Source organism: Bradyrhizobium sp., assembly GCF_049798375.1.
In the GTDB taxonomy this organism is placed as follows: Bacteria; Pseudomonadota; Alphaproteobacteria; order Rhizobiales; family Xanthobacteraceae; genus Bradyrhizobium.
Map to the genome: position 1 here is coordinate 1 of NZ_JBARGP010000461.1, position 8725 is coordinate 8725.

The following is an 8725-nucleotide window of genomic DNA, read 5'->3' on the forward strand; positions in this document are numbered from 1 at the left end:
TAGCAGGGGGAATGAAGATGGCGGTTGATTTGTCGATGACGGTGCTGGTGGTGGACGATTACAACACCATGATCCGCATCATTCGCAATCTTCTGAAGCAGCTCGGCTTCGAGCATATCGACGACGCCAGCGACGGCTCGGCTGCGCTGAACAAGATGCGCGGCAAGAAATATGGCCTGGTGATCTCCGACTGGAACATGGAGCCGATGACCGGCTATGACCTGCTCCGCGAGGTCCGCGCCGATCCCAATCTGGCGACCACGCCCTTCATCATGATCACGGCCGAATCCAAGACCGAGAACGTGATCGCGGCCAAGAAGGCCGGCGTCAACAACTACATCGTCAAGCCGTTCAACGCCGCGACCTTGAAGACCAAGATCGAGGCGGTGTTCCCGGATCTGCAGGTCGCCTGATTTCCCGAGGCTTCGTTTCCAAATGCCCGGCTTTCAGCCGGGCATTTTCATTTCACCACTTCAGCTCGCGCATCAGCGCCCGCGGCGGATGGCCGAACAGCTCCTTCACCGAGGCGGGGTCGAGCTGCTCGACGCCCTCGAATTCCTCCGAATGGATGCCGCGGGTGACGAATAACAGGTCGATGCCGAAGCCGTGCGCGCCGGCGAGATCGGTACGGACGGAATCTCCGATCGCGAGCACCTTGTCGCGCGCGATCGGGTGGCTGACATGGGCCGCAGCGAGCTCCATGGCGCGCTCGTAGATCGGCCGGTGCGGCTTGCCGTAGAAGATCACCTCGCCGCCGAGCTCGCGATAGAGTTCGGCAATGGCGCCGGCGCAGTAGATCAGCCGGTCGCCACGCTCGACCACGATGTCCGGATTGGCGCAGATCAGCGGCAGCTTGCGCTCCAGCGCCTGCTGCATCATCGAGCGGTAATCGTCCGGCGTCTCGGTCTCGTCGTCGAACAGGCCGGTGCAGATGATGTAATTGGCCTCGTCGAGTGGCGAGATCGTCAGGTCGATGCCGCGATGGATCGAATTGTCGCGCTCGGGCCCGAGCCAGAATACCTTGCCGCCGGGATGACCGGCGACGTATTGCCGGGTCAGGTCGCCGGACGAGACGATGGCGTTATAGACCTCGTCCGCGACGCCGAGCTTGCGCAATTGCCGCTGCACGGAATCGGCCGGCCGCGGCGCGTTAGTGATCAGGATGACGGTGCCCCCCTGGCTGCGATAGCTATGCAGCGCCTCGCAGGCCTCGGGGAACGATTCCAGCCCGTTATGGACCACGCCCCAGATGTCAGAGAGCACGACCTCCTTGCCGCCGACGAGGTCGCGCAGCCGCTCGACGAAACGCAGCGCGGTCATCGGCTGCGGCCTATGAGCTGACGTGCGAGGACGGATCGCAACTCAGGCCGTGCCGCTGACACGACGCGCCAGCGCGGCGTTGCCGACGGAGCGCGGCGGAGCGGCGGAGCTGGCGGTCTGAGGTGCGGTATTGCCGGCATCGGAATCCTGAATCTTGATGTCTTGCCCGGTACTTGCGCCGGCAGCGGCCCCGCCGGTAGCAGATGCGCCCTCCGGCCGCAATGGCCGGGGCGGTGCGAACAGGAAGCCCTGGCCGAACCGAACGTCGTAGTCGAGCAGGTCGACGACCGAGCGCTCGCCTTCGATGCGCTCGGCGATCAGGTCGATGCCGAAGCGGCCGAGCAGGTCAGAGAGGTCGGACGGATGGATGTCGGAGCTCGAGCTCTGTCTGGGATCGAGCAGCAGCGCCGCCGGGACCTTGATGTAGCGCACGCCGCGGTCGGCGAGGTCGCGCGGCTCGAAGCGCAGATCGGTGACGTGATCGATCGAGAAGCGGTAGCCGCGCTGCGCCAGCGCCGCGAGGTGCTCGGTCTCCGTCGGCCCGAGGCTGCGCAGGGTGGACTGCTTGAATTCGAGCACGAAGGAGGAGGCCAGCGCCCGGTTCGCTTCCAGGAAATCCAGGCATTGCCCAAAGATCGTGGGGTTGCTGAGCGTCACCGACGACAGGTTGCAGAAGATGCCGACGTCCTTGTTGCGGACCATCAGCCGGCGCAGCACCTGCACGCAGCGCTGCATCACCATGCTATCGATCCGTCCAATCAGCCCGCCAGCCTCGGCAATGCCGATGAAATCCTCCGCGGTCAGCATCTGGTCGCGCGCGTCGCGCAACCGCGTCACTGCCTCGTAGAAGCGCACTTTGCGCTGGGGCAGGGTGACGAGCGGCTGCAGATAGATATCGACGCGATTTTCCTCGATCGCGGTCCTGATCGCTGCGAGGACCTGCGACTGGTGACGCGCGCCGCCGGGCTCGCTCATGACCGGTGCCGGAGCGGGCGCTGAAACAGGTGCGGGAACTGAGGCCGGCGCAACCGGGGCGGCCGAGAGCGGCCGCGATCCGATCTGGTCCCGCGGATCCGGTGGCCGGACCGACGGCGCCTGTCGCGCCGGCGCAGATGCCGGGACTTCGGGCTGGAGGCTTGGTGCCACCGCCTGCTCGTGATGCAGCTCCAGCACCGGCTCGGGGGTGATAGGCTCGATCGCTTCATCGTCCAGAGCGGTCGCTTCCGGCACGCCGACGAGCATGTCCTCATGCTGGGCCACCGAGGTGGCGAGCTGCTTGACCAGGCCGCCGAGCTCGTTGATCTCGCCGATCACCGCCTGCATCCGGTCGGCGCCGACCGAATTGGACGATACCACGCGCCCTTCGATCGTCTGCAAGCGCCGGCCGAACTCGGCGACCTGGCGGGCGAGATCGGCGGTGCCGCGGGACAGATCGGCGATCTGGTTGCCGATGTCGGTGCGGTCGCGCAGCCGCATCGAGATCGCATTGTAGAGGATCAGGAAGGTCAGCGCCGTGAGCGACACGATCGCGGATTCCGAGCCTGAAATGCCGGCGGCCGAATAAAGAATCAGCCCCAGCGATGCTGCGACTAGTACCATGCAGATGGCGACGAAAATCGTAGAAATGCGGATCATGCTGCGCGACGCTCCCAACCGTCGCAACTCTTATCACCGTTGGTGATTCGCGAGGATAGCCGGCGCCTTGCAAAAGCCTGAATGAAGCGACGATTTCCAGCGATTCGTGTCATTTGCGCACGTTCCATGAGGTGTCTTGACGCGCCCAATGCCGACGGGTTGTGCCCATGGCCTGCAACGTCAAATCATGACCCGATTTCGCAATGTTTCTGAAGGGGTCAAGATGCAGGCTTGGCCTGCCGCTCGATTTCCGAATTGAGCTCGGCCCCGAGCAGGATCGTGATCGTGGACATCCACATCCATGTCATCAGGCCGATCGCCGCGCCCAGCGACCCGTAGGTCGCGGTGTAGTTGGCGAAATTGGACAAATAGAATGACAGCAGCGACGAGCCGCCGATCCAGAGCAGGGCCGCGGTGACCGTGCCGACCGCAAGCCAGCGCCATGGCGTGGCGCGACGGCTCGGGCCGAGTCGGTAGAGCAGTCCAAGGCCGACCAGCAGCGCCACGAGCAAGAGCGGCCAGCGCGCTAAGCTCGCGATCAGTTGGCTGTCCGGTTCGAGCCCAACGTGATCGAGCGCGAGCGGAAAGGCGACGACTGCAGCGACCATCACCAGCAGCGCCGCGATGCCGCTCAGCGTGAATGCCAGCGAGATCGCATTGAGGTGGATGAAGCCGCGCTGCTCCTCTTCCTCGTAGGCGACGTTGAGCGCGTCGATCACCGCCTTGACGCCGGAATTGGCGCTCCACAGTGCCAGCAACAAGCCGAGCAGGAAGGTCACGCCGAGTTCGGTATTGCCCTTGGCGAGGACGCGCGCGATCTGGTCCTGCACGATTGCGAAGGTGCCCGCCGGCAGCATCATGGCCAGCCTCCGCAGATTGTCGCCGATGGTGTGGGGATCGGCGTACAGGCCGTAGCACGAGACCAGCGCGGTCACAGCGGGAAACACCGCGAGCAGGCCAAAGAAGACCACGCCAGCCGCATTGGCGAGCAGCCGGTCCTTGCTGGTACGCAGGCAGGTGCGCCACAGAATGCTTCGCCATGCGGCGAGCGAAAGATGAAGCGGGCTCGTGACGGCCGAAAGGGGGGAACGCGGCACGATCGCGGTCGTGCTCCGCCCGGGCCCCTCCGATTGTGTCACCCGTTCAGGGGCGGCCAGCTCTCGCGCGGCCCGCTCTGCCGTGAGCATCAGAACGGCGCCCGCTGCGATCAGGATGATGCTGTTGGTCGTCTCGGCCGCCCGTGGCATCGGTCATTGCCCTTGGGGCGTTCCTTGGTGGGGCGTTTCTTGCTGCCTGCCATGCTGCCGGCGCCGTGCGGCGGCCCAGCCGAGCAGCAGTGCAGCGACGCTCAAGCCGACAGGCACAGTGATGGCGCCGCGGTTGCGCGCGGCGCGGCGTGACGCCGATGGTGGGAGCGGAATGGTGTCCGGATCGACGTCGTCCTCTGCCGGCTCTCGAACAATGGGAGCGGCGATCGCGACGCGCAGCCGGCTGGTCAGCGACGGAAACTTCGGTGCCGGCCGGCGCAGCTTGAACATGGCGAAGCCGGCGCAGACGATGGCGACCAACACCAGAATGCCACCGATCACGCCGAAGGCCGGAAACAGCCCATATTTGATTTCGACCCAACGAAACAGCGCATCCAGGCCGACCAGGCAGGCCGCGACCAGGAAGATGCCGGCGACTGCGAACAGGCCTGCTGCGACGGCATAGGACGTCACCGTCCCCGTCGCCTGGCGGGCGCGATCACGCATATAGGAGCGCGTAGCGCGCTTGACCCGGTTGATCTTCATCTCCAACCCGGCCCGCAACAAATCACCTGGTGGCGCGAGCATGCGCGTGACCCTCCGACCATCATCGCTTTGGCGCGCCGCCTGTGTTCGCGGCGCGCCTTGCGGGATGAACGTGGCCGGATTTGGAATGTTCCGCCGGCGTTCAGGCGGCGCGAGCTGTTCGTTTCAGCCAGGTATCGAGCGTGGTCGCGCCGATGCGTGCGTCCGGCCCGGTCGTCAGCGACTCGTCGGTCAGGACGGCGCCGAAATAGCGCGCGGCGGGATCGCCGATCACGGTGCGGCGGTCGCCCTGCGCGGCGAGGAAACGCCGTGCGAAGGCATCCATGCCGGCGCGCTCGGGGCCTCCGACCTCCGTCGTGCCGTTCTGCGGCGTGCCGACGACGACATCGGTGAGCGCGGCGACGACATCGTCCGATGCGATCGGCTGGAAATGCGCCGAAGACAGGCGGATGATGTCGCCCTCCGTGCCGCCTGCGATGATAGCGGGAAGAAACTCCAAGAACTGGGTTGCACGCAGCAGGCTGCAGGGAATTCCGGATTGCTTGATCAGGGTCTCCTGCGCCAGCTTGGCACGCAGATAGCCGCTGTCCGGCAGCCGCTCGAGGCCGACGATTGACAGCGCGACATAATGCGAGACGCCGGCGGCCGTACTCGCCGCGAGCAAGTTGCGCGTGGAGCGGTCGAAGAACTCCATCACCGGCTTGTCCTCGAAGGACGGTGAGTTGGAGACATCGACGACGGTGTCTGCGCCGAGCATCGCCGCGGCGAGCCCTTCGCGCGTGATGGAGTTGACGCCCGTGCTTGGGGATGCCCCGAGCACGTCATGGCCGCGCTCGCGCAAGCCGTTCACGAGCTTGCGACCGATCAGGCCGGAGCCTCCGATGACGACGATCTTCATGATGTTCTCCTTGCGACAATCGACCGCGGTCATTGCGATCACGTGCGGAAGATGTTCTGGAATCGCACGGCGCGCTTTGCGGCTGGCTTGGATTTGTCTTGATTTTACCTTGTCGCGACGTCCAATTGCTGTCCGATGACGCAGGCGAGGAGGGCGGTGATGCAATTCTTGTTCACCGATCACGCGCTGGATCTCGAGCGCCGTGAGCTCAGGCGCGCTTCCGAAGCCATTGCGGTCGGTCCGCAGGTGTTCGATCTGCTCGCCTATCTGATCGAGAATCGCGCCCGTGTGGTCAGCAAGGATGATCTGTTCGATCACGTCTGGCACGGCCGCCTTGTGTCCGAATCCACGCTGACCAGCCACATCAACGCCGCGCGCAAGGCGATCGGCGACAGCGGGCAGGATCAGCGCCTGATCCGCACCGTCACGCGCAAGGGATTCCGTTTCGTCGCTGATGTCACCGAGGTCGTCCCATGCGAGGAGGCCGAGCCAGTCGAACCGGCTGCCGGCAGTGTGCCGCCGACAGCGGGGCCAAGCCTGCCCGACAAGCCGTCGATCGCGGTGCTGCCGTTCGACAATATGAGCCGGGATCCCGAGCAGGACTATTTCGCCGATGGCGCCGTCGAGGACATCATCACCGCGCTGTCGCGGGTGCGCTGGCTGTTCGTGATCGCGCGCAATTCGAGCTTCGCATTCCGTGGCCGGACCATCGACATCCGCCAGGTCGGACGCGAGCTCGGCGTGCGCTATGTCGTCGAAGGTAGCGTACGCAGAGCCGCAAACCACGTGCTGATCACAGCGCAGCTGATCGATGCGACGACGGGGGCGCATCTCTGGGCTGAACGCTTCGAAGGCGCGCTCGACGACATCTTCGAGCTGCAGGGGCAGATCGCCGCCAGCATCGCTGGAGCGATTGCGCCGCAGCTCGAATTGGCCGAGATCGAGCGGGCCAAAGGTAAGCCGACCACGAGCCTGAGCGCCTATGATTGCTATCTGCGCGGCGTCGCGCAAGTGCATCAGGGCAGCCGGGCGGCAATCTCGGAGGCGATCGCGCTGTTCCGCGAGGCGATCGCACGCGATGACCGGTTCGGTGCGGCCTATGGGATGGCCGCGTGGTGCTATTTCTGGCGCAAGGTCTCGGGCTGGATGGAGGATCGCGAGCAGGAGATCGCCGAGGGGATTCGCCTCGCGCGGCGGGGCGCCGAATATGGCCGCGATGATGCGGTGGCGCTGGCGCGGAGCGGCCACGCGCTGTTGCAGCTCGCCGGCGAAATCGATGCCGGCATCGCGCTGCTCGACCGCGCGCTGGTGCTCAATCCGAACCTCGCCTTTGCCTGGGCGCTCGGCGGCTATGCGCGGATGTGGGATGGCGACATCGACGGCGCGCTGACGCGCTTCACGCAGGCGATGCGACTGTCGCCGCTCGATCCCGAGATGTACCGCATGAAGGCCGGCATCGCCGCGGCCCATATGTTCGCCGGCCACTATGATCTCGCCTCGTCATGGGCGGAGGAAGCGTCCCTCGAGATGCCGAGCTTTCTGATGGTGCTCGCCGTGATGGCGGTCTCGCACGCGCTGGCCGGCCGCGAGAGTCGGGCGCAGCAAGCGGTGGCGCGGCTGCGCGAGTTCGATCCGCATCTGCGGGTTTCGAATTTATTGGACTATCTCGTGATCCGCCTGCCGGAGCATCAGGATATCTTTATGAATGGCCTGCGCAAGGCCGGCCTGCCGGAGTGATGCGGGGCGTGAAATGAAAATGGCGGCCGCGAGGGCCGCCATTTATCTGAGACCTGTAGGGTGGGCAAAGCGCGGCGTGCCCACCAATTAGCTCAGCGTGAATGGAGAAGCGGTGGGCACGCTTCGCTTTGCCCACCCTACGTTCCTGTCGTTCAATCAGCCGTCATTGCGAGCGAAGCGAAGCAATCCGGAGCCGGGAAGAAAAGCCTGGATTGCTTCGTCGCTTACGCTCCTCGCAATGACGATGTCGCAGCGGCTTACGCCACCGCCTTGATAACCTTGCCGACCTTGTCGATGATCTCGCCGATCTGGTCCTCGCTCATGATCAAGGGCGGGGTCAGCGCCAAGGTGTCGCCGGCAATGCGCAGCATTAAATCGTTGTTGTGGAAGGCGGCGTCCATCGCCTGATAGCCCCGCTTGCCGACCGCCTCGGGGAGCGCCGCGAGATCGATGCCGGCGGTGAGACCAACGGTGCGGATGTCGAGCACATTGGGCAGGCCCTTCAGGCTCATCACGGCATCGGCGAATTTCGGCTCCAGCGCCTTGGCGCGCTCGAACAGCTTCTCGTCGCGATAGATGTCGAGCGTGGCGAGGCCGGCGGCGCAGGCGATCGGGTGCGCCGAGTAGGTGTAGCCGTGGGTGAACTCCACCACATGCTCCGGGCCGTTCATGAAGGCGTCGTGGATGGTGCCGCTCGCGATCACGCCGCCCATCGGCGCGGCACCGTTGGTGACCCCCTTGGCGAAGGTGAGCAGGTCAGGCGTGACGCCATAGCGTTCGGCGGCAAAGGCGTGACCGAGACGGCCGTAGCCGGTGATGACTTCGTCGAAGATCAGGAGGATGCCGTGCTTCTGGGTGATCTCGCGCAGGCGCTTGAGATAGCCCTTCGGCGCCGGGATCACGCCGGTGGAGCCGGCCATCGGCTCAACGATGACGGCGGCGATGGTGTTGGAGCCGTGCAGGTTGACCAGGTTTTCCAGCTCGTCGGCGAAGTGCGCGCCATACTCCGGCTCGCCCTTGGTGAAGGCCTGCTTCTCACGGTCATAGGTCGCAGGAATATGGTCGGTGCCGGTCAGGAGATTGCCGAACAGCTTGCGGTTATTGACGATGCCGCCGACCGAGGTGCCGCCGAAGCCGACGCCGTGGTAGCCGCGGACGCGGCCGATCAGCCGGGTGCGGCTGCCCTGGCCGTTGAGCTGGTGATAGGCGAGGGCCATCTTCAGCGCGGTGTCGGCGGCTTCCGAACCGGAGTTGCAGAAGAATACGTGGTCGAGGCCTTCAGGAGCCAGAGCGGCGATACGGCTGGCGAGCTCGAAGGCCTGCGGGATGCCGAACTGGAACG

At 65.2% G+C, this 8725-nt stretch carries 8 protein-coding genes; 2 read left to right on the forward strand and 6 right to left on the reverse strand.

Annotation, left to right across the window (positions count from 1 at the left end; genetic code table 11):
* The first annotated feature begins 17 nt into the window (after positions 1–17).
* Positions 18–413 carry a response regulator gene (locus WA702_RS18990; protein WP_425112080.1) on the forward strand — a complete coding sequence of 132 codons (396 nt, stop codon included), beginning with the start codon at positions 18–20 and terminating at the stop codon, positions 411–413.
* A 52-nt stretch (positions 414–465) separates the two neighbouring features.
* On the opposite strand, the gene WA702_RS18995 is transcribed toward WA702_RS18990, so the two are convergent.
* The 5 genes from WA702_RS18995 to WA702_RS19015 form a co-directional block, all read right to left on the reverse strand.
* A complete protein-coding gene (locus tag WA702_RS18995; RefSeq protein ID WP_425112073.1) occupies positions 466–1320 on the reverse strand; it encodes a TIGR01459 family HAD-type hydrolase in 855 nt (284 codons plus the stop codon).
* Between the two features lie 42 nt (positions 1321–1362).
* Positions 1363–2955, reverse strand: coding sequence for an EAL domain-containing protein (locus tag WA702_RS19000; RefSeq protein WP_425112074.1), 1593 nt, complete (start codon positions 2953–2955; stop codon positions 1363–1365).
* Between the two features lie 218 nt (positions 2956–3173).
* Complete coding sequence (locus tag WA702_RS19005; RefSeq protein WP_425112075.1) at positions 3174–4202, reverse strand: YihY/virulence factor BrkB family protein; 1029 nt, start codon at positions 4200–4202, stop codon at positions 3174–3176.
* A gap of 3 nt (positions 4203–4205) precedes the next feature.
* The gene (locus tag WA702_RS19010) at positions 4206–4790 is read right to left on the reverse strand and encodes a phage holin family protein (protein WP_425112076.1); all 585 of its coding nucleotides are present in this window, start codon (positions 4788–4790) and stop codon (positions 4206–4208) included.
* Positions 4791–4890: 100 nt separating this feature from the next.
* The gene (locus WA702_RS19015; protein WP_425112077.1) at positions 4891–5646 is read right to left on the reverse strand and encodes an SDR family oxidoreductase; all 756 of its coding nucleotides are present in this window, start codon (positions 5644–5646) and stop codon (positions 4891–4893) included.
* A 159-nt stretch (positions 5647–5805) separates the two neighbouring features.
* Here WA702_RS19015 and WA702_RS19020 point away from each other — a divergent pair, with 159 nt between their 5' ends.
* Entirely contained in the window at positions 5806–7383 is a 1578-nt protein-coding gene (locus WA702_RS19020; RefSeq protein ID WP_425112078.1) for a winged helix-turn-helix domain-containing tetratricopeptide repeat protein, read from the forward strand.
* A gap of 257 nt (positions 7384–7640) precedes the next feature.
* Here the strand turns inward: WA702_RS19020 and WA702_RS19025 are convergent.
* Positions 7641–8725, reverse strand: a 1085-nt coding sequence (locus WA702_RS19025) for an aminotransferase class III-fold pyridoxal phosphate-dependent enzyme (RefSeq protein ID WP_425112079.1), incomplete at its 5' end; no start/stop codon positions are given.